The sequence below is a fragment of the Dyella flagellata genome, assembly GCF_030160275.1.
GTDB lineage: Bacteria > Pseudomonadota > Gammaproteobacteria > Xanthomonadales > Rhodanobacteraceae > Dyella_B > Dyella_B flagellata.
Map to the genome: position 1 here is coordinate 261,444 of NZ_BSOA01000015.1, position 19,026 is coordinate 280,469.

Annotated in this window: 18 protein-coding genes; 8 read left to right on the forward strand and 10 right to left on the reverse strand. The window is 62.8% G+C overall.

Translation table 11 applies throughout. The features are described 5' to 3' along the window. Window positions 1–107: 107 nt before the first annotated feature. Complete coding sequence (locus QQJ96_RS10055; RefSeq protein WP_284331858.1) at window positions 108–2,213, forward strand: prolyl oligopeptidase family serine peptidase; 2,106 nt, start codon at window positions 108–110, stop codon at window positions 2,211–2,213. 59 nt (window positions 2,214–2,272) lie between these two features. Here QQJ96_RS10055 and QQJ96_RS10060 read toward each other — a convergent pair whose 3' ends face one another. Next, on the reverse strand, window positions 2,273–3,217 hold the full coding sequence (locus QQJ96_RS10060; RefSeq protein WP_284331859.1) for a GlxA family transcriptional regulator: 945 nt from the start codon (window positions 3,215–3,217) through the stop codon (window positions 2,273–2,275). 131 nt (window positions 3,218–3,348) lie between these two features. Between QQJ96_RS10060 and QQJ96_RS10065 the strand changes: the two genes are divergently transcribed. The 5 genes from QQJ96_RS10065 to hemC all read left to right on the forward strand — a co-directional run bounded on the left by QQJ96_RS10065 (window position 3,349) and on the right by hemC (window position 7,652). Beyond that, on the forward strand, window positions 3,349–3,993 hold the full coding sequence (locus tag QQJ96_RS10065) for a cysteine hydrolase family protein (protein WP_284331860.1): 645 nt from the start codon (window positions 3,349–3,351) through the stop codon (window positions 3,991–3,993). A 55-nt stretch (window positions 3,994–4,048) separates the two neighbouring features. Continuing rightward, window positions 4,049–4,714, forward strand: a complete 666-nt coding sequence (locus tag QQJ96_RS10070) for an alpha/beta hydrolase (protein WP_284331861.1) — start codon at window positions 4,049–4,051, stop codon at window positions 4,712–4,714. Between the two features lie 233 nt (window positions 4,715–4,947). Continuing rightward, window positions 4,948–6,009: a sensor histidine kinase gene (locus QQJ96_RS10075; protein ID WP_284331862.1), complete on the forward strand. Its 1,062-nt coding sequence runs from the start codon at window positions 4,948–4,950 to the stop codon at window positions 6,007–6,009. After that, window positions 5,990–6,694: a LytR/AlgR family response regulator transcription factor gene (locus QQJ96_RS10080; RefSeq protein ID WP_284331863.1), complete on the forward strand. Its 705-nt coding sequence runs from the start codon at window positions 5,990–5,992 to the stop codon at window positions 6,692–6,694. The genes QQJ96_RS10075 and QQJ96_RS10080 overlap by 20 nt, the downstream gene beginning before the upstream one ends. Before the next feature lie 40 nt (window positions 6,695–6,734). After that, window positions 6,735–7,652, forward strand: a complete 918-nt coding sequence (gene hemC / locus QQJ96_RS10085) for a hydroxymethylbilane synthase (protein ID WP_284331864.1) — start codon at window positions 6,735–6,737, stop codon at window positions 7,650–7,652. A gap of 148 nt (window positions 7,653–7,800) precedes the next feature. On the opposite strand, the gene QQJ96_RS10090 is transcribed toward hemC, so the two are convergent. The 4 genes from QQJ96_RS10090 to QQJ96_RS10105 all read right to left on the reverse strand — a co-directional run bounded on the left by QQJ96_RS10090 (window position 7,801) and on the right by QQJ96_RS10105 (window position 12,924). Then, window positions 7,801–10,044, reverse strand: a complete 2,244-nt coding sequence (locus QQJ96_RS10090) for a TonB-dependent receptor domain-containing protein (protein ID WP_284331865.1) — start codon at window positions 10,042–10,044, stop codon at window positions 7,801–7,803. After that, window positions 10,001–10,681, reverse strand: coding sequence for a TonB-dependent receptor plug domain-containing protein (locus QQJ96_RS10095; RefSeq protein ID WP_284331866.1), 681 nt, complete (start codon window positions 10,679–10,681; stop codon window positions 10,001–10,003). Before QQJ96_RS10095 ends, QQJ96_RS10090 begins: the two co-directional genes overlap by 44 nt. A 230-nt stretch (window positions 10,682–10,911) precedes the next feature. Then, window positions 10,912–11,724: a DUF481 domain-containing protein gene (locus tag QQJ96_RS10100; protein ID WP_284331867.1), complete on the reverse strand. Its 813-nt coding sequence runs from the start codon at window positions 11,722–11,724 to the stop codon at window positions 10,912–10,914. Window positions 11,725–11,991: 267 nt separating this feature from the next. Beyond that, window positions 11,992–12,924 (reverse strand): hypothetical protein, encoded by a 933-nt coding sequence (locus QQJ96_RS10105; protein WP_284331868.1) that lies wholly within the window; start codon window positions 12,922–12,924, stop codon window positions 11,992–11,994. 70 nt (window positions 12,925–12,994) lie between these two features. Between QQJ96_RS10105 and QQJ96_RS10110 the strand changes: the two genes are divergently transcribed. Together QQJ96_RS10110 and QQJ96_RS10115 are read left to right on the forward strand one after the other, a co-directional pair. Then, the gene (locus QQJ96_RS10110; protein WP_284331869.1) at window positions 12,995–13,966 is read left to right on the forward strand and encodes a helix-turn-helix transcriptional regulator; all 972 of its coding nucleotides are present in this window, start codon (window positions 12,995–12,997) and stop codon (window positions 13,964–13,966) included. A 25-nt stretch (window positions 13,967–13,991) separates the two neighbouring features. Continuing rightward, entirely contained in the window at window positions 13,992–14,933 is a 942-nt protein-coding gene (locus QQJ96_RS10115; RefSeq protein WP_284331870.1) for a patatin-like phospholipase family protein, read from the forward strand. A 25-nt stretch (window positions 14,934–14,958) separates the two neighbouring features. Here the strand turns inward: QQJ96_RS10115 and QQJ96_RS10120 are convergent, their stop codons facing one another. The 5 genes from QQJ96_RS10120 to rsmG all read right to left on the reverse strand — a co-directional run bounded on the left by QQJ96_RS10120 (window position 14,959) and on the right by rsmG (window position 18,902). Next, window positions 14,959–15,327: a DUF488 domain-containing protein gene (locus tag QQJ96_RS10120; protein WP_284331871.1), complete on the reverse strand. Its 369-nt coding sequence runs from the start codon at window positions 15,325–15,327 to the stop codon at window positions 14,959–14,961. A gap of 266 nt (window positions 15,328–15,593) precedes the next feature. After that, window positions 15,594–16,310 (reverse strand): glycosyltransferase, encoded by a 717-nt coding sequence (locus QQJ96_RS10125; protein ID WP_284331872.1) that lies wholly within the window; start codon window positions 16,308–16,310, stop codon window positions 15,594–15,596. Window positions 16,311–16,374: 64 nt separating this feature from the next. Further along, the gene (locus QQJ96_RS10130) at window positions 16,375–17,244 is read right to left on the reverse strand and encodes a ParB/RepB/Spo0J family partition protein (RefSeq protein ID WP_284331873.1); all 870 of its coding nucleotides are present in this window, start codon (window positions 17,242–17,244) and stop codon (window positions 16,375–16,377) included. Between the two features lie 9 nt (window positions 17,245–17,253). Then, window positions 17,254–18,105 carry a ParA family protein gene (locus QQJ96_RS10135; RefSeq protein ID WP_284331874.1) on the reverse strand — a complete coding sequence of 284 codons (852 nt, stop codon included), beginning with the start codon at window positions 18,103–18,105 and terminating at the stop codon, window positions 17,254–17,256. 155 nt (window positions 18,106–18,260) lie between these two features. Next, the gene (gene rsmG, locus QQJ96_RS10140; RefSeq protein ID WP_284331875.1) at window positions 18,261–18,902 is read right to left on the reverse strand and encodes a 16S rRNA (guanine(527)-N(7))-methyltransferase RsmG; all 642 of its coding nucleotides are present in this window, start codon (window positions 18,900–18,902) and stop codon (window positions 18,261–18,263) included. Window positions 18,903–19,026 lie beyond the last annotated feature (124 nt).

Below are 19,026 nucleotides of genomic sequence, written 5' to 3' on the forward strand. Positions count from 1 at the left end.
GCCAAGCGCGCAGGCATGACAAGCGCCAAGCGTCCCCTTTCATAGGGGCTCGGGCCCGATATAGGCTGGCTGGCCAGTCCCATCTCTTAGCTACAGGAGCTTGAGGCATGTCTGTTTTGCTGCGCTGCTTGCCTGCCCTCACCTTGCTCGCCAGCCTGGCGGCCTACGCCGGAGAGTCGGTCAAGCCCCCTGCTTCGCCTACACGACCCGACGCCAGCAGCTTGCATGGCATCACGGTAAACGATCCCTATCGTTGGTTGGAAAATTCTCAAGATCCTGCCGTGCAGGCCTGGATCAAGGCGCAGAACGATCACACCGAAGCAGTGCTGGCCGCGATGCCCGACGGCAAGGCCATGACCGAACGCGTGCGGCAACTGGCCATCACCTCGACCACGCGTTCGTCGCCGCTGCTTGCCGGCGGCACGCTGTTCTACATGCAGGAGACTCCGCCACAGCCACAGCCGCAACTGATGGCGCAAGCCTGGCCCGACGGCAAGGCGCGCGTGCTGGTGGATCTGAATGCCAGTGGCGGCAACACCGCGATCACCGGTTACTGGCCGTCGCCCAGCGGGCGTTATCTCGCGTACGGCACGGCGGAAGGTGGCAGTGAATTGACCACTTTGCATGTGCTGGATGTCAGCAGCGGCAAGAGCTTGGATGATGCATTGCCCTACGCGGGTGGCGGCACCACCCCGCAGGATGTTGCGTGGGATGCCGACGAACGCGGCTTCGTCTATGTGCGCTTTCCACCGCCCGCAGCGGGTGCGGAGGTCAAGCAGTTCGATGCGGCCCTGGTGCATCACGCGTTGGGCAAAGCCGCCGCTGGCGATGAAGTCGTGTTCGGGCATGATTATTCGAAAGTGGCCGAATACCGTTTGCGGACTTCGCCGGGCGCCAAACAGCTGGCGGTACTGGCCAATATCGGCGATGGTGGTCCGGCCGAGGTGTATCTGCGCGCGGGCAGCCAATGGAAGAAAGTGCTGGGTTACGAGGCCAACGTGCGCAACGCGGCATGGGTGGGTCAGCGCTTGCTGGTGACGAGCTTTGCCGATGCGCCGCGCGGCAAGCTGCTTGCGATTGACGCGCAGGGCAAAGTCTCCACGTTGCTGCCGCAACGCGAGGGCGCTTTGCAGGACGTCGCGCCGATCGCAAACGGCTTTCTGGTTACGCGCAGCTGGGGCCCGGATTGGTGGGCGGAGCAATACGACTGGCAGGGCAACTTCGTGCGTCGCTTGCCGCTTCCGCAACACGACATCACCGTCGCAGGCATCGCCGCGGAACAAGGGCGAAATCATGCGCTGGTGACTTACGGCGGCTGGACGCTGCCTGCGCGCTGGGCCGATTACGACGCGAACAGCGGCAACCTGCATACGGTCTTCGAGGTGAAGCCCGCCGCCGATTACGGCAAGGTGGAAGTGCGCCGGATCGACGGCGTCTCCAAGGATGGCACCAAGATACCGGTCACTCTGCTGGCGATGCGTGGCGTGGTTCCGAATGGACAACGCCCTACCATTCTCTATAGCTACGGCGGTTATGACATTCCGATCACACCGCATTTCATCGGACCTGAATTGGCTTGGCTGGAACGTGGCGGCGTGCTGGCCTTTGCCAATATCCGCGGCGGCAACGAATATGGACAAGACTGGCATGCGCAGGGACAGATGCTGCACAAGCAGAACGTATTCGATGACTTCCATGCCGCCGCCCTGGCCTTGTTCAAGGCGCACTGGTCCGATCGCGCGCATCTGGGCATTCTGGGTGCAAGCAATGGGGGCCTGCTGATGGGCGCCTCGCTGGTGCAGCATCCGCAGGACTATCGTGCGGTGGTGGCGATGGTCGGCATCTACGACGTGATCCGCCATGAAACCAACTTCACCAACGGCGCATATAACGTGAGCGAATTCGGCACGGTGAGCGATCCGGCGCAGTTCAAGGCTACGCTGGCGTATTCGCCGCTGCAGAACGTGCAGCCGCATACCGCCTATCCGGCAGTGCTGATGACCACCGGCGCCAACGATCCGCGCGTAGCTCCATGGCAGTCGCGCAAGTTCACGGCGGCGCTACAGGACGCCACCGCGTCGGATCAGCCGATCCTGTTGCTGACGCGCATGAATGCGGGCCACGGAATTGGCGCGCCTTTTAGCCAACGCGTGGGCGATACGGCGATCATGCTGACGTTCTTTGCGCAGGAACTGGGTTTGCCCGCGCGGTAGGCTGGGATGGCAATCCCAGCTTCCACACGATATCGCCATGCTGGGATTGTCATCCCAACCTACGCTCCTCGAAACTCCCGCCGGTACATGGACGGCGTCGTATTGAAGGCTGTCCCGAAGTGCTGGCGCATCGACAGCGCCGTGCCGAAGCCCGCGCGTTCGGCAATGCGCTCGATCGGCTGATCGGTGGTTTCCAGCATGCGCTGGGCCAGGCCCAGGCGTTGGGAAAGCAACCATTGCCCGACCGTGGTCCCCGTATGTTGACGGAAATGACGGGTGAAACTGCGCCGGCTCATGAGGGCGCGTGCGGCAAGCGAGTCGAGCGTGTGGCTGCGGTCGAGGTGCTGCGTGGCCCAATTCAAGGCTTTCGTGAGCGGCGTATCCGCCGCCTGGGTCAGTACCGGTTGTTCAATGTATTGCGCCTGGCTGCCCTGCCGGTGCGGTGGCACCACCAGGGTGCGGGCAATACGGTTGGCAACCTCTGCGCCGTACTGCCTGCGTACCACGTGCAAGCAGCAATCGATACCCGCGGCGGTGCCGGCGGAGGTGACGAGGTTGCCTTGATCGATATACAGCACGTTCGGATCCAGGCGTACGTTCTGAAAGCGTTGCTTGAACAGTTCCGTCCAGCGCCAGTGGGTGGTGGCGAGCTTTCCGTCCAGCACGCCGGCCTCGGCGAGCACGAACGCACCAAGACAAAGCCCGACCAGGGTGGCACTGCGTTGGTGCGCTCGACGCAACGCAGCCAGCAGAGGCTTCGGCGCGGCTTCGCGCGGATTGCGCCAGGACGGCACTACGATCACATCCGCATTCGCCAGCTCGCGCAAGCCGTGGCGCGTGGCAATGCTGAAACCGCCGGTGGTGCGCAACTCGCCCGGCTCGGCGGCACACACGCGCACTTGGAATAGCGACTCCGGTTCTTCGCCGAATACCGCGCATGGCACGGACAGATGGAACGGGCGAATCTGGTCGAAGGCGACGATGGCGACCTTGACAGGGTGCATGGCAGGCTCTCCGGCGACTTGGCCCGATTCTAACGTTAAATGGCAATCAGGCCACTGCCGGGCAGAGCGGTCGAAGCAGAAGATGTGCTCACCGGGAGCACCGCTCTCTTTCCTAGCAAGGACATGCCGCCATGAACCAGACTCCTCGCCGCGCCCTCATCGTCATCGATGTCCAGAACGAATACGTCACCGGTGACCTCAAGATCCAGTACCCACCTGTGGGCACCTCGTTGCGCCACATCGGCCGCGCGATGGACGGCGCGCAGGCCGCCGGTATTCCGGTGATCGTGATCCAGCAGACTTCGCCGGCGGACGCGCCATTGTTCGCGGTCGGCACGCCAGGCTGGGAATTGCATGAAGTCGTAGCCAGCCGTCCACACGATCACTATCAGCGCAAGCTGCTGCCCAGCGCTTTCTCCGGCACCGACCTGGCCGAATGGTTGGCCGAGCAGCAAATCGATACCTTGGCGGTGGTGGGCTACATGACGCACAACTGCAACGACACCACCATCAAGCATGCGTTCGATCGCGGCATGCAGGTGGAGTTTCTGCACGACGCGTCCGGTGCCGTGCCCTATGCCAACCGCGCCGGCTTTGCCAGCGCCGAAGAGATCCATCGGGTCTTCAGCGTAGTGGAACAGTCGCGTTACGCGGCGGTGTTGAGCACCGACGAATGGCTGGAGTGCGTCACCACCGGCCGCATGCCTGAGCGTGACACCATTCATGCTTCGCATCAGCGGGCGCTGGCGTTGTTGGCGCAGGATGCAGCGGCATAAGGTGTCTGCAACTGCTGCTACGATGCCGCTTTGCCCAGCATTGTGTTGATCCGCCATGAGCCTGCTTCCCGCCGTCGAAAACGAAACCGCCGCCAATCCCCTGTACAGCATCATCTGGCTGCATGGCCTGGGGGCTGACGGTCACGACTTCGCGCCGATCGTGCCGGAACTGGTGTCACCGGACTGGCCGGCGCTGCGCTTCGTGTTCCCGCATGCGCCGGTGCGGCCGGTGACGATCAACAACAGCATGGCGATGCGCGCCTGGTACGACATCTACAGCTTCGAGCCGGGAGCACCGCAGGATGAGCAAGGCACGCGCGAGGCGATCACGCAGGTGGAAGCGCTGATCGCCCGCGAGCACGAGCGTGGCGTGCCTAGCGAGCGCATCCTGCTGGCGGGTTTTTCGCAGGGCGGCGCCATTGCACTGGCGGCGGGCTTGCGGCATGCACGGAAGTTGGCGGGCGTCATCGCGCTGTCCACCTACCTGCCCATTGCCCATACCCTGGCCGGCGAACGCAGCGCCGCCAACACCGGCGTGCCGATTTTCTGGGGGCACGGCAGCTTCGATCCGGTGGTGGTGCTGCAGCGGGGGGTGGATTCGCGCACCGCGCTGGAGGCGCTGGGCTACAAGGTGGACTGGCATACCTATCCGATGCCGCATGCGGTGCATCCGGAGGAAATCGCCGACCTGCGCCGGTGGATCGGCGAACGCCTGCGCTGAAAATCGGGCTACTTGTCCGTTTAGCAAGCTTGACGTGAAGTTCGCTATACCGAACATTTTCGGCAGATGACCTACAAAATGTTCGGTTTGGCGAACATATGGCCCACTAATTCTGAACGCCAAACGTCGGGGGCATGGCCAAACGCACAATATTGTGAAGAAGGGTACGTGGCATAGATCAGGGCATCGTCGAATCAGCGCATCTCAAGCCCGCTGCGGGCATACTTGCGCGCATGCCGGGAACCGCCACCAAACCTGCTTCACCGCCACGCAGCCCGCTGCCGGACTTCTGCAGTCTGCCGGTGATCTCGGCGCTGCTGGTGGTGGGAGCGCTATGCGTAACCCTGGCATGGCTCGCACCGCAGAGTACGCGCGGCTTACGCGGCTACAGCGTGGGCATGCTGTTCGTGGAGTGGGTGGCGATGGTGATCGGCGTGGCGCTGTGCAAGCTGCGTCCTTGGCTGTTGCGCCTGCCGGGCCTGCTGCCTTATGCCGGCGTGTGGCTGGTGATGGTGCTGATCGTGACCCTGGGCAGCTTCCTGGCGCAGTGGATGGACCGCATGCTGGAGATGGGGCTGGTCCCGGCCGGCGCCAACACTTTTGTGCGGGACAACGCGCTGATCGCCGCCCTGCTTGGCGCAGCCATGCTGCGCTATTTCTACGTGCTGGCCGAATGGCAGGCGCGTCTGGCCGCGGTAGCGCACGCCAAGGTGGAGGCGTTGCAGGCACGCATTCGTCCTCATTTTTTGTTCAACAGCATGAACACAGTGGCAGCCCTGGTGCGCGTGGATCCGGAAGCGGCCGAGCGCACGGTGGAGGACCTTTCCGAGCTGTTCCGCGCGGCCTTGGGGCAGGACGACACGCATAGCGGCACGCTGGGTGAGGAGCTGAAACTGGTCGATCGCTATCTGGACATCGAGCAATTGCGGCTGGGCGAACGCCTGCGCGTGCGGCGGGAAATCGACGGTTTGCCGCAACAGGCGTCGATGCCCACCCTGCTGCTGCAGCCGTTGGTGGAGAACGCCGTGCGCCACGGCGTGCAGCCGCTGCGCGAAGGCGGCGAAGTGATACTACGCGGTGTGCGCAGCGGCTCCATGATGCGAATCGAGATCGACAACCCCTTGGCCGAAAGTCCCACCGTCGGAGGTAGCGGCCATGGCCTGAACAACGTGCGCCAGCGCGTCGCTTATCATTTCGGGCCGCGGGCAAGCATCGAGGCCGGCCCGCAAGGAAACCGGTTCGTGGTGAGGCTGCACTTGCCTATCGAGATTCGCCATGCGCGTACTGATCGTTGATGACGAACCGCTGGCACGGGCGCGACTGGATGCCCTGCTGAAAGAATGCGCGGACGTCGAGGTCATCGGCAGCGTGGGCGACGGCGAGGCGGCGTTGGCGGCGATTTCCGAACAGCAGCCGGATTTGCTGCTGCTGGACATCAATATGCCGGGCCTGGACGGCAAGACGCTGGCCGCGCGGCTGGCTGATCGCACGCGCCCGCAGGTGGTGTTCTGCACGGCCTATGAAGCGCATGCCGTGCATGCGTTCGAATTGGGTGCCGCCGACTATTTGCTCAAGCCGGTGCGCGTGGAGCGACTGCGTGAAGCGCTCAAGCGCGTGCGCCTGCGGCTCGAATCGCAGCCACGCGAACCGTTGGGCTGGTTGCATGCGCGCGTGCGGGGAGAGCCTGTCCGCATCGCGCTGAATGAAGTGATCTGCCTGCTGGCGGAAGAAAAGTACGTGGTGGCGCATCGCGCGGGCGACCAGTTGCTGCTGGATGATTCCTTGCGCCAGCTTGAAGAAACCTATCCGCATCATTTGATACGCCTGCACCGCAATTGCCTGGTGCCGGCGAATCGGCTGATCGGCTTGAAAACACTGACCGACGGGCGCGTGCTGGCGCGCCTGGCGGGTACCGACTTCAGTCCGGAAGTCAGCCGCCGCAATCTGCCTGCGTTACGCAAGCTGCTGCGCATGGGTTAAGTGCGCGACAATAGCTGCTGCCGCCGTCCCCGGAGCCGTCATGTCGCCTTCCCTACTGCGCATCGCCACCCGCAAGAGCGCGCTTGCCTTATGGCAGGCCGAGCACGTGGCAAGCCTGCTGCGCGCGGCGCACCCGGGCCTGCGGGTCGAACTGGTGCCGCTGACCACGCGCGGCGACGAGATCCTGGACCAGCCGCTGGCGACCATCGGCGGCAAGGGACTGTTCCTGAAGGAGCTGGAGGTCGCCATGCTGGAAGGCCGCGCGGACCTGGCCGTGCATTCGCTCAAGGACGTGCCCACCGAACTGGAGGCCGGCTTCAGCTTGCCCGCCATCCTGCCTCGCGCTGACGCTGCCGATGCCTTCGTCAGCAACCACTACAGCGATGTGATGGCGCTACCGCACGGCGCACGCGTCGGCACTTCCTCCCTGCGCCGGCAGGCTCAACTGCGCGCGGCGCGGCCCGACCTGGAACTGCTCGACCTGCGCGGCAATGTCGGTACACGTCTGAAGAAATTGGACGATGGCCTGTATGACGCCATCATTCTCGCCTGCGCCGGCCTGGAACGGCTGGGCTTGCACGATCGCATCCGCAGCCGGCTAGGCGCGCCAACCTGGCTGCCCGCGCCCGGCCAGGCAGCCATCGCCATCGAAGCGCGCGCCGATCAAACCGAAGTCCTTGAAACGCTCGCCGTGCTGGACGATGCCGAAACGCGCCTGGCGGTGACCGCCGAGCGGGCGATGAACCAGGCCCTGGGCGGAAGCTGCACGGTACCGGTTGGTGCATGGTGCACGGTAACCGAACGTGGCCTGCACCTGCGCGGCATGGTGGGTGATGTATCCAGTGGGCGTTTGCTGTCGGCCGAGGCTGAGGGCACCAGCGATGACGCGGTTAAGCTAGGCAACGAGGTGGCTCAGGCGTTGTTCGCGCAGGGCGCTGCGACGTTGCTGGGGCGTTAAACGCAACAGATGCAAGCAGCGGACGCGGATCGCCCCGTTGACGATGTTTGATAAGCCGCGGCTTCTGGGCGTCTTATCCGCTTGTCCATGGCTACCATGTTCGAGGCAATGAGCCCCACTTGCGCGAGGGGGCTCACCGCTATCCGCATTACAAATCAAATTTTTGGTTGTATTGCAGATAGAAGAAACGGCCCACGTCAAACTGCGGGTTATACGGCGGACTGGAACTGGCGCTGGTAACGTTGTAGTAGTACGGCCCTTGGCGATTGAAGAGGTTGTTTACGCCCAAGGACACTGCGCCTTTCCAAGGTGTGTTGTAGCGCACTTGCGCATCATTGAACGCCACCGAGCCTTTCTGCGCGATGCCATAGCTACCTATCCATGGATTGGTATAGGTGGGATCGCCACACTCGATCACCGGGGCCACGTTGCTGTAACAGGAATCCTTCAGGCCCGAGAAATAACGCACCGTCCAGCTCGCGCCAAACTGCTTGTAGCTCCAGTCCAATTGTAGATTCGAACGCAGGCGGTACAGTCCGTCTTCGCCGTCCATAAAACCCGCCTGATCCTGCGCTATGGCGCCAGGCGCCGTAGTGACCTGGTACTTGGTGAGATAGGTGCTATCGGATGAAATACGGAATTGCCCGATGGGCGTTTCCGGCAGGCGGTAATGGATGCCTACATCGTAGCCTTGCGTGTTCAAAGAACCCAAGTTGTACAGGCTTTCATCCAGCTGGGTGATTTCTCCATTGGCATTGCGCGTGAACAGATTGCAGTAGCTCTGCACGTTCTGCACATAACAGTAATCCAGAATATTGGCGGCGTTGACACTGGTGATGGTGTTTTTGAGGCGGATGTCATAGTAATCCACCGTAATGTCCAAGCCTTCGATGTAATGCGGGCTGTAAACCAAGCCGAAGGTGCGCGTCGTCGAACGTTCCGGCTTCAGGTTGGGATTGGAAACGTCGTTGAACGGCACCGGGGTCTGACCACCGCCGTTGCTGGTAATCGGAGTGCCCGCCTGGTCCTTTTGACGGTAGCCAGCAGGAACACCCGATGTCCTGCAACGCGCTGCAACGGCAGGGTTGCTGACTGCCGCGCCGTATACGCTATCGCACGGATCGAGGAAAGGCTCGAAACTTTGGGCGCTGCCGCCGTACAGATCCTGCAACGTCGGCGCGCGAAAGCCCTTGGCGAACGTGCCTCGGACCAGCAAATCACTGATCGGTCGCCAGCGTACGCTGTACTTGTTGTTGGTGGTGCTACCGAAGCTGCTGTAGTGCGAATAGCGGCTGGCGATATTGACGCCGAACTCCTGGATGCCTGGCAGATCTTTCAGCACGGGCGCGTCCAGTTCGAGATAAACCTCGTTGACGTTGTAGCGACCACTGGTGGGATCACTGGCCAGATTGGTGGTGAGACCCGCTGCATCGTTGGGATCGGGCGTGAATGTGCCTTTTTCCCGGCGATGCTCGAAGCCGCCGGCGATGCTGAGCGTGCCGCCATGAGGAATATCCCACAAGCCGCCGCCGACGTTGGCGGTAAAGTCGCTGGTCTGACTGGTCTGGCGAGCGGTACCGACATAATTGACATAGTCGAGTACCGACTGGGGTGTTGCACCGGGTCCGGCAGGGATGTTCCAGGGGGTGCAGCCACCGCTTGGATCAGCACAGGCAGGTCGCCCATCCGGACCCAGGATCGGGTTGATGGCGTTATTCACGTTCGGCAGGTACAGGTTGCCGCTTGTGGTCTGCTTGATGCGCGTTTGCGAGTAGTTATACGTCGCGTCCCAATTCCACTCGTGATCAAGGAAGTTGAAATAGCCATCCGCGCCGACGTCGACATGCATCAGGCGCGAATTAGCCCAAGTGGTGCGCGGCAATTCCGTGATGCGACGGGAAAAAGGGGTCTCGTAGCCGGGAAACGGGTTATAGGGACTATCTGGCGCTAGCGTGCCCGAGAACGGATAACCAGCCAACTGGCTTGAGCTGTTACGGCTGCTGTAGCTGGCCGTCCCGCGCAAGGTAATGTTGTCCGTGAGCTGGTAGCGCTCCTGCAGGAACAGGTTCTTCAACGTCGTACCCGCACGGAAGGTCATGTCCTGGTTGCTATTGTATTTGTCGGCATTACTGCCGTTGTAGAGATGGTAGTCGGCAAGGTCACCGCTATTGAGATTACCGTGATTGATTACGTAATGGTTGGGGTTCCAGTTGCCGGTAGTCGGGTCGTAAGCGCCTGCACCCGGCGTGCCTGCAGGACGAGGATCCGTTACGTTGCCCCATGGTCCCATGCCCCAGCCATCTCCAGGATGGCGAGGACCGCGCGGATAGCGCGACAAATCGCGTTTGCTATCCCACATCGGTTCCTGGTCCTGATAGGACGCGCTCAGCATGAAAGATGACTTCTGCGTTGTGCCCCCAAGTGAAATCGGCGTTCTTCTGCTGGCCGTCGCCAGCCTGATTCTGGCCGTAATAGGCGTTGATTTCCGCGCCGTCAAATCGCTCGCGCGTGATGATATTGACCACGCCGCCGATCGCGTCGGAGCCATAAACCGAGGAGGCGCCATCCTTCAGGACGTCGATGCGATCGATCATGCCGACGGGAATGGTGGAAAGATCGGTCAGCCCATTTAAGCTGGTGGTCCAGCGGCGACCATTCACCAGCACCAGGGTGCGCTGTGAACCCAGATTGCGAATATTGACGTAGCGCCCACCGACATCCATGCCATTGCGCACCGTGTCCTGGGGTGTGATGTTGGGCGTGCCAATGGATGGCATACGCGAAAGGATATCGTTGAGATTGGTCAATCCCGTCGCCTTGATCGCTTGCCGATCCATCGTGAACACCGGCTGCGAAGTTTCCACATCCACACTGCGGATGTGCGAGCCGGTAACCGTAACGCCTTGCAGCTGTTGGGGCTGCTTTTGTTGGACGCCTGATCCTTGCGTAGCATCCTGTGACTGGGCCTGCACCGCGCCGATCATCAACGCCACGGCAATCGCCGACGCGATACGAGTCTTTTGTTTCATCACCACCACTCCCTACCTGCTCAACCAGCAAGCTTTCACAAAAAATTGACGAGCGGGGAGTGTTTGGTATCTGGCGCAGAGGTTGTAGCAGGCGTTTGCCTGGAACTAAGTAGTTTTAGGCTGACATCTGTGCAGGAAGTGGATGTTGGTACGTGAGGGACTTCCCAAAACAAAACCCCTCCATGCGAGTGCATGGAGGGGTGTGACAGCGCAGGATTCACCTTACGCGATCAGAGGTTGTAGACGATATTGGTCGTCGTCAGCGTGTCGGTGTGGCGGATGCCAGGCAGCACGTTGCTGTTGTGGCGCACCTGGAAACCCACCTTGATCGAGAGCTTCTTGGTCATGCTCACCGCAAGACCCATATCGTTCTGCAGATAGGTGTTCTTGTTGCCCGCTTCCATCAGGAAGGTGTCGTCGACCGCGGTGTTTTCGGTGAGGCGATACTTGTAGTTCACCAGTCCGCGCGCCACCGCCTGGCTCTGGCGCGGTTCCTTGAGCGGCACTTCCACGCCATTGACGACGTGCGTGCCGGTGGCCGGCTGGTATTCGGTGTAACCCGGGCCGATTTCGAAGGAGAGCTGGGTGCGATCGGTTTTCAGAGCCATGTAGCCGTAGCCGAGCGAAACCGTGCCCTGCCAGCGATAAGCAGCGAAGTCGTCGTGGTCATAGCGGCCGGCGGCCACTATGTAGCTGCGAGGATCGAGCTTGTAGCCGGCGGACGCACCGAGGTCATAGCGGTTGGCCGTGGTGTCGAATTGCTTGACTGCCTGGCCTTGTGCGTTGGTCACCGTGACCTGCCCCTTGGAACGCAACCAGTCGGCGAAGAAGCTGTTCTTCCACTGGTCGGTTTCCTGGTTCAGATTCAGCTTCGCGTTCACGTTCTGCGAACGGGAGTTGCCGGTGGTGGAGGCGAAGCCCAGCTCGCCGGAGCCGGTCCAGGTACCGGTGCTGGTCTGGGTGCCGGAGGACGCGTCCTGCGCGTGGGCGGTGAAAGTGGCCAGGGCCGCAAGCGCCAGGCCGGTCATCAGCAGGTTTTTCATCGCTGGATCGTCAATGTTAAAAAGCTGTTGTAGGACCCGCCACTTTAGCGGCCCGGCTTGAATCCTCAGTGAATATTTAGAGCGATTTAGTGGCGGGGTCGTGACAAGCCTGGGGCGGCTAGGGATGCTCTGATCTATTCCACGTACCCGTCACCGCAGGGTGTGCCCCGCGGCTTGAACAGACGGCCAGTCTGCCCTGTGCCGCGCGGCACACCCTGCGGGCCTTCTGGACGTCATGCCGGGCACGTGGAATAGATCAGAGCATCCCTAGGGTGGCCCAGGGGCAAAGCGTGTCAGGGCAAAGTCATACAGCCAGAGCTCCAAACTCTTGCCGACGATGTAGGCGGCCGCCGCGAAAGGTGCCAGCCAACGACCAGCCGGCAGAACCGGAATCAATAGCAGACTAAGGCAAGGTACGGCGCAGATCAGGCCGGCGGCGAGGAATCGCCGCCACTGCAAGCCCTGCTGCGGGCGCTGCCGCGATTGGCCAAGGGCGGAACCGCGCAGCGAGTGCCAGGCCACGCCATCGACGAGGCCCAGCAGCATGGCCAGCAGCAGCAGGCTGATCGCCCACGGCCAGGTGTCTTCAGGGTCCATGGGCATATCCACCTGGAAGACCAGGCAAACCCATAGCCACAAACCGCCACCGTAGCAGGCCGAAAGCACCCGGCTGATGGGCAATTGGGCGGCCACGCCGGCTTGATCCGCCAGTCGCCGCGTACGATAGCCATACGCACTGGTAATCAGGCAGCCCAGGCTGCACAACGCCAGTACCACGCTGATGATGCGGGTGGCCCAAAAATCGCCTTCGCCCCTCACCAGGCCGGCCAGGCCAAGCATGGGCATATAGGCGGCAAGCGCCAGCAAGGCTTCGCCGGTCGGCCAGTGCATGCGGCCGATCCGCCAGCCATGCCATTGGGGGGAGCTGCGCAAGCGCAGGCAGGCAGCCAACAGGCCGGCGCTGACGAAAACGCAGCCCAGCGCCAGCGGCACCAGGGCTGCGCCGCGTCCAGGGCTGTAGAGGCCCAGGGCCAGCGCCAAGCCGAGCAGCAGCCACAGGCCATAGCCGCAAAGGGCCAGGACCTCCAGCAGCATGGGCGCCAGTCCCACCGAAGGACTCGCAGGGTCGACTCTGAATGACGTCATGGGATTGGGGAAGATCACCATGTCCATGTCCTTATGGATGAGGGAAAGTTCCACGCACGCTTGCGGGCGTCACGTAGCTTATCCATGCTACATATGACCACAAAACCCCCTGCTGAATGTCGACATGGATCGCTACGAGCGCATTCTTACCCTGCACCGCCTACTGAAATCGGCCCATTACCCGGTGCCGCTACCCCGGCTGATGGACGAGCTTGAATGCTCGCGCGCGACCCTTTACCGGGACATCGCCTTCTTGCGCGACGCGCTGGGCGCCCCGATCGAGAGCGCCGGCGGCGAACACGCCGCGTTCCGCTACGAAGCCACGGAAGGTCAGCGTTTCGAGCTGCCGGGCCTATGGCTCACCTCCGATGAGCTGGCGGCCTTGCTGGCCTTGAACGAACTGATCGGCCGCAGCGGGCCCGGCGTGCTGGCCGGCGCGCTGGCGCCGTTCAAGGCGCGCATCGAGCATCTGCTGTCGGATCGCGCCAGCGGCAAGGCCTTGCCGGTGGAGCGCATCCGCGTGATTCCTTGGGGTGAACGCAAGCTGGACCAGCAGGTGTTCCGCATCACCGCCGGCGCGGTGCTGGATCGCAAGCAGCTGCGCTTTCTTTATCGTGCCCGCACCACCAATAACGAAAGCAAGCGCACGGTATCGCCGCAGCGGCTGACGCACTATCGCGACAACTGGTACCTGGACGCCTGGGATCACGATCGCGAGGCGCTGCGCAGTTTCGCGGTGGATCGCATTGCCGACCCGCACACGCTGGAAGCGGCCGCCAACGACGTCGCCGAAAACGAGCTCAACGATCTGCTTGCTTCCAGCTATGGCATCTTCGCCGGCAAGCCCAAAGCCTGGGCCACCATTCGCTTTTCCGCGCATGCCGCACGCTGGGTGGCCGACGAGCATTGGCATTCGCAGCAGAAAGGCACCTGGCTCACCGATGGTCGGTACGAATTGCAATTGCCTTATTCCAATTCGCGCGAGCTATTGATGGACGTGTTGAAATACGGACCGGATGCGGAGATCGTCGCCCCGCTGCCTTTGCGCGAGGAAATGAAGATCATGCTTCAGCTCGCCTTGACCGGTTACCAATAAGCCGTCTTGCCAAATCGCGCCACTCATGCCGTCCACCGAGATCCGACCGCACGCCGGCAACAACGAAACACCGCGCAAGCCCAGTGTTGCTCTGGCGCTGGGCGCGGGAGGCGCCAAAGGCCTGGCTCACATCGGCGCCATCGAGGAGCTTGAGGCGCAGGGCTTCAGCATCGTTGCCATCGCCGGCTGTTCGATGGGCGCTTTGATTGGTGGCATTCATGCCGCCGGCAAGCTGGACGTCTATCGCGATTGGGTCTGCACACTGGACAAGTTCGACGTGCTGAAACTGGTGGACTGGTCGTTTTCCTTCGCCGGCGGCGGCCTGATCAAGGGCGAGAAAATCATCGGCACCATGCTCGAGCTGATCGGCGACACACGCATTGAAGATCTGCCGATCGCCTTTACCGCGGTCGCTACCGATCTGGAGCGCGAGCGCGAAGTGTGGCTGACACGCGGTTCCTTGTTTGATGCGGTGCGCGCGTCGATAGCAATTCCCACCTTGTTTCGCCCGCATATCCTGGAAGGGCGCGTGCTGGTGGACGGCGCACTGCTCAATCCGGTGCCGGTCACGCCGCTGATCGGCAAACCGGCCGATTACATGATCGCGGTAAGCATCGATGGGCCAGCCGAGACGACGACGCCGGTGGAGATGTCCACGGGCGACGCCAAACCCAGGGGCGGCATCGGCCGCCTGCTGAATCGGCTACTGCCCGGCTCAGAATTGAAGGCGACCGAATCGATCAAGCCGCGCGAACCGAGCGCATTGGAACTGCTCGGGCAATCGATGGACTTGATGCAGGCCAATCTGTCGCGCTTGCGACTGGCGGCGTATCAGCCGGATCTGCTGGTGCAGCTGGCGCGCAATGTGTCGAGCGCTTATGAGTTCTACCGTGCGCGAGAGCTGATCGAACTAGGGCGGGACAAGATGCGCATGGCCTTGGAGGCATGGCGTCAGTCGCCGCGCTAGGCCGGGGTGCGAACCCCCACACGCATCAGCGCAGTCCGTTCGCCTTCATCCAATTTTCCAGGTAGATCTTCAAGGCAACCGCCTGGTTGTGGTCTTCATCCTTCGCGCCGAACAGCAGCGTCACCCGGTGACGCTCCGCGCGCGTCACCAGCGGCTGCCAGAACGACTTGTGTGAGTCCAGTTCGCTGGCATAGCGATGGCGGAAAGATTCCCAGCACACCGGATCGTGACCGAACCACTTACGCAGGGCTGTGCTGGGCGCCAGTTCCTTGGCCCATAAATCCAGCGCTGCGTCTTCCTTTTTCAGGCCACGCGGCCAGATACGATCCACCAGCACACGATAGCCATCCGACTCGGTGACCGGATCATAGATGCGTTTGACAGCGATGCTCACAGATGGGCCTCCTGGCGGACGCTACATCCGCCAAGCATACGCCTGCATCATTCAGACAATGTGATCCGGTTCTTAAGGATGCTCTGATCTATTCCGCGTGCCCGGCATGACGTCCAGAAGGCTCGCAGCGACGTAAGCGAGTAGGCTGGGATGACAATCCCAGCATCGGGATGCCGTGCGGGAAGCTGGGATTAGCATCCCAGCCTACTAGCTGCGAGGCGCGCATACAGTGCGGTGACGGGTACGTGGAATAGATCAGAGCATCCTTAAAGCTCTTCGACGCGAGTCACCTTGGCCCGGCGCATCAGCCAGGCGACGCCGCGCAAGTCGGCAATACCCACCCACAGGCGATCGAGCATGCCGTACTTGGATTTGCCGGCGGTACGCGGACGGTGTCCCACCGGTACGCTCTGGCTGGCAAAGCCTGCGCGCTTGACGAGGGCCGGCAGGTAGCGGTGCATGTGGTCGAAGTAGGGCAAGCGCAGGAATACCTCGCGCTCGAACAGCTTCAGGCCGCAACCGGTGTCTGGCGTGGCGTCGCGCAGCATGCGGGAGCGCACGGCGTTGGCGATCTTGGAGGAGATGCGCTTGTTGAAGCTGTCGCGCCGCGTGGTACGCCAGCCGGCGAACAGCTTCACGTTGCCCTCGGCCGTGTTGCGCGCGGCCAGCAGCTTGGGGATATCGGCAGGATCGTTCTGGCCGTCACCGTCGAGCGTGGCTACCCACGGCGAATTGGCGGCATGCACGCCATTCCATACCGCCGTGCTCTGGCCGCTGCGCGTTACGTGATGCAGCACGCGCAGCTCCGGGTAGCTCGCCTTCTGCGCTTTGAGGACCGCGCGGCTGTCGTCGCTGGAATCGTCGTCGACGTACACGATCTCGAAATCCAGCTTGCCACGCAGGGCGGCGGCGATTTCGGCGAGCAGGGAAGGAATGTTGTCGCGTTCGTTGAAGACGGGCACGACGACGGAGAGTTGCGGCATGGAATAAGGCCTTGTGACGTAAACGATAGCAACGAGCGGCGCTGTCTGCGCCGGAATGTAAGGCCTAGCGCAGCTTGCCCAAAATTCCATCCAGCTCGTCATTGCTGTGGTAGTGGATCACCAGCTTGCCGCGACCGCCGCGGCCGTGCGCCACTTCCACCTTGGTGGCGAAGCGCTCGGCCAGTTCGCGTTCCAGCGCGTCGATGTTCGGATCACGCGCCGGCGCACTCTTGGCCTTGCCCTTGGGCGCTGTCTGCGCCTTGCGGGCGGCGTCTTCGAGTTCGCGCACGCTCCAATTGTTGCGCGCCGCTTCCAACGCCAGCGCTTCGGCCTGGTACTCGGGCAGGGTGAGCAGGCAACGGGCATGCCCCATTTCCAGCTTGCCGTCGTCCAGCAGCCGCTTGATCGAAGCGGGCAAGTCGATCAGGCGCAGCATGTTGGATACCGCCGCGCGGGAACGGCCCACGGCATCGGCGGCCTGCTGGTGGGTGAGATCGAAATCGTCGATCAGGCGCTTGATGGCATCGGCTTCTTCCAGCGGCGTGAGGTCCTGGCGCTGGATGTTTTCGATCAGCGCCATCGCCGGTACGGCCACTTCGGGCACGTCCTTCACCAGCGCAGGAATCTCGCTGAGCTGCGCGCGTTGCGCCGCGCGCCAGCGGCGCTCGCCGGCAATCAGCTCGTAGCTGTTCTTGCCAAGCGCGCGCACCACCACGGGTTGGATCAGGCCCTGCGCGCGAATCGAGGCGGCCAGTTCGTCCAGCGCTTCGTCGTTCCAGTGCCGGCGCGGCTGGTATTTGCCGGGCTGGATGTACTGGATGGGCAGCGAGCGCAGCTCGCCTTCCTGCTCGATTACCGAAGGCGCGCCGGTCTCGCCGCCGCCAAGCAGCGCATCGAGCCCGCGCCCCAATCCACGTTTCTTCGCCGCAGACATGCTTGCGTATTACTCCTGATCCAGATGGGCCGAGGCCTCGGCGGACTCCTCCGGGGAGTCGCCGTGCATGGCGTGCAGTGCCGCCACCGCCGCCTGCGAGCCGCGTTCGCGACGAATGATTTCGCCGGCAAGGCCGATGTAGGCGATCGCACCGCGCGAACTGCGATCGTAAAGATGGATCGGCTGGCCATGGCTGGGCGCCTCGGCGAGCCGCACGTTGCGCGGAATGATCGAACGCAGCACCTTGTCGCCGAAATGCTGGGTGAGCTGCGCGGACACTTCGTTGCCGAGGTTGTTGCGCACGTCGTACATGGTGCGCAGCAGGCCTTCGATTTCCAACTGCGGATTCAGGTGCTGGCGCACGGCCTTGACGGTGTCGAGCAGGCTGGAGAGGCCTTCCAGTGCGAAGTATTCGCACTGCACCGGAACCAGCAGGCTGTTCGCCGCAGTGAGCGCGTTGACGGTGAGCAGATGCAGCGTGGGCGGGCAGTCGATCAGGACGATGTCGTACTTGCCGCTGACTTTCGCGAGTTGCTCCTTGAGCCGGTTCTCGCGCGCCAGCGCATCCATCAGCTTCAACTCGGCCGCGGTCAGGTCGCCATTGCCCGGCAGCAGGTCGTAATGCGCTTCGGTGGTGACGATGGCCTTCTCGATCGCCGCTTCGCCAAGCAGCACTTCGCAGCCGCTGGGCGAGGCATCGTGCTTGTCCACGCCCGATGCCATGGTCGCGTTGCCCTGCGGGTCGAGATCGACCAGCAGCACCTTGCGCTTCGCCGCAGCGAGCGCCGCGGCGAGATTGACAGCGGTAGTGGTCTTGCCGACGCCACCTTTTTGGTTGGCGACAGCGATGATACGGGCCATGTCTCGTCCGGTACCGTGGATGGGATTCGAAAAGGACGGCTAGATTAGCAGGAAGGGGGCGGCGAAGCCTGAGGTATTCAGGTGTTGGCGTGTAGGCTGGGATGGCAATCCCAGCATCGAAATGCCGCATGGCAAGCTGGGATTACCATCCCAGCCTACACGGCGTTTGCGCGCTCCAGGATGACCAGGTGGCGTTCCGCCGGACCCAGCCCCGGTACGGTCAGCGCGTGGATGCCGTGCAGGGCAAAGGCGGGTGGCACGGCGGCAAGCTCCTCATCCGGCGTCTTGCCCTTCATTGCCAGCCACACTCCACCCGGCGCCAGCAGATGCCCGCCCCAGGCCAGCATGTCCGCCAGGCTGGCGAAGGCGCGCGCGGTGATGCAATCGAATTGGCCCTCCACCTCTTCCACGCGCGACTGCACGGCGCGCACGCCTTCCAGCTTCAGCGCGCGAATGGCTTCGCGCAGGAAGCGCACTTTCTTGCCGTTGGAATCGACCAGCAGCACCTGCCGCCCGGGTGCGGCGATCGCCAGCGGAATGCCCGGCAGGCCGGGGCCGGTGCCGAGGTCGGCCAGCGTTTCGCCGCGGACATGGGGCAGGATGGCCAGGGAATCGAGCAGATGCCGAGTCACCATCTCGGCCGGGTCGCGGATCGCGGTGAGGTTGTAGGCCGCGTTCCAGCGCTCCAGCAGCGCGAGGTAATCGAGCAGGCGCGGCACGGCCTCCGCCGGCAGGGCAAGGCCGAGCCCGGCGATACCCTTCTCGAGCTGGATTTGCAGGGCGGAGCGGTCGGTCATCGCGATGCCTCAGGACGCGGGAAGCCGCGCAGTATCCCTTTGAGTTCCGGATAAAAGAAGACCCGCCGCAGCGGGTCGAACTTTTTCACATTCCCCTGGGCCGGTGCTTCTTGGGCAGCCTGGC

Excerpts from the sequence above, each read along its gene's own strand:
- QQJ96_RS10055 (WP_284331858.1), top strand. The coding sequence starts at position 108 with ATGTCTGTTTTGCTGCGCTGCTTGCCTGCCCTCACCTTGCTCGCCAGC.
- QQJ96_RS10060 (WP_284331859.1), bottom strand. The coding sequence starts at position 3,217 with ATGCACCCTGTCAAGGTCGCCATCGTCGCCTTCGACCAGATTCGCCCG.
- QQJ96_RS10065 (WP_284331860.1), top strand. The coding sequence starts at position 3,349 with ATGAACCAGACTCCTCGCCGCGCCCTCATCGTCATCGATGTCCAGAAC.
- QQJ96_RS10070 (WP_284331861.1), top strand. The coding sequence starts at position 4,049 with ATGAGCCTGCTTCCCGCCGTCGAAAACGAAACCGCCGCCAATCCCCTG.
- QQJ96_RS10075 (WP_284331862.1), top strand. The coding sequence starts at position 4,948 with ATGCCGGGAACCGCCACCAAACCTGCTTCACCGCCACGCAGCCCGCTG.
- QQJ96_RS10080 (WP_284331863.1), top strand. The coding sequence starts at position 5,990 with ATGCGCGTACTGATCGTTGATGACGAACCGCTGGCACGGGCGCGACTG.
- hemC (WP_284331864.1), top strand. The coding sequence starts at position 6,735 with ATGTCGCCTTCCCTACTGCGCATCGCCACCCGCAAGAGCGCGCTTGCC.
- QQJ96_RS10090 (WP_284331865.1), bottom strand. The coding sequence starts at position 10,044 with ATGCTGAGCGCGTCCTATCAGGACCAGGAACCGATGTGGGATAGCAAA.
- QQJ96_RS10095 (WP_284331866.1), bottom strand. The coding sequence starts at position 10,681 with ATGAAACAAAAGACTCGTATCGCGTCGGCGATTGCCGTGGCGTTGATG.
- QQJ96_RS10100 (WP_284331867.1), bottom strand. The coding sequence starts at position 11,724 with ATGAAAAACCTGCTGATGACCGGCCTGGCGCTTGCGGCCCTGGCCACT.
- QQJ96_RS10110 (WP_284331869.1), top strand. The coding sequence starts at position 12,995 with ATGGATCGCTACGAGCGCATTCTTACCCTGCACCGCCTACTGAAATCG.
- QQJ96_RS10115 (WP_284331870.1), top strand. The coding sequence starts at position 13,992 with ATGCCGTCCACCGAGATCCGACCGCACGCCGGCAACAACGAAACACCG.
- QQJ96_RS10125 (WP_284331872.1), bottom strand. The coding sequence starts at position 16,310 with ATGCCGCAACTCTCCGTCGTCGTGCCCGTCTTCAACGAACGCGACAAC.
- QQJ96_RS10130 (WP_284331873.1), bottom strand. The coding sequence starts at position 17,244 with ATGTCTGCGGCGAAGAAACGTGGATTGGGGCGCGGGCTCGATGCGCTG.
- QQJ96_RS10135 (WP_284331874.1), bottom strand. The coding sequence starts at position 18,105 with ATGGCCCGTATCATCGCTGTCGCCAACCAAAAAGGTGGCGTCGGCAAG.
- rsmG (WP_284331875.1), bottom strand. The coding sequence starts at position 18,902 with ATGACCGACCGCTCCGCCCTGCAAATCCAGCTCGAGAAGGGTATCGCC.